General features: G+C 38.4%; 2 tRNA genes. Both read right to left on the reverse strand.

Going from position 1 to position 654, the window contains the following annotated elements:
• Positions 1–8: 8 nt before the first annotated feature.
• A tRNA-Ser gene (locus C9J40_RS21845) sits at positions 9–99 on the reverse strand.
• A 467-nt stretch (positions 100–566) separates the two neighbouring features.
• Positions 567–642: transfer RNA gene (locus tag C9J40_RS21850), tRNA-Asn, on the reverse strand.
• Positions 643–654: the final 12 nt, after the last annotated feature.

Consider the following 654-nt stretch of genomic DNA (forward strand, 5'->3'; position numbering starts at 1 on the left):
CTAGAATATGGCGGAGAGATAGGGATTTGAACCCTAGATACGCTATAAACGTATGCCGGTTTTCAAGACCGGTGCTTTCAACCACTCAGCCATCTCTCCGTAAGTGCGGCGAATATTACCGATAGATGTAAAACCTGTAAAGCCTATTTTTAAGAAAAAACGCTCACTCGATTAACAAACGCGCATTTTGATATTATTTTTTGCAAACCTGATAGTTATTAGATGGTTATGATCACTAAATCTTCAATAAATAATACAATTAAAGCTAAAAATAGATCATTTAATAGCAACACCTAACCTCAAAAGAATCATAGTAGATAACCAAATTTGCGGTTAACGATCACAAGAGATAAGAGGTAATCACCAAGTGAACTAAGGGAGAAATGGTAAGGTAGGTCGAGAGGAAAGATATCAATAACCAAGCAGCTACTAAGCAACTAAGCAACTAAGCAACTAAGCAACTAAGCAACTAAGCAACTAAGCAACTAAGCAACTAAGCAACTAAGCAATGATTTTCCAAATTTAAGATGTAAAAAAGCCCGCAATTGCTTGCGGGCTTTTTTATTTGGCTCCTCCTGCTGGACTTGAACCAGCGACATACGGATTAACAGTCCGCCGTTCTACCGACTGAACTAAGGAGGAATTGTCATGGTG

This window comes from Photobacterium sp. GB-72, assembly GCF_003026095.1.
Lineage (GTDB): Bacteria > Pseudomonadota > Gammaproteobacteria > Enterobacterales > Vibrionaceae > Photobacterium.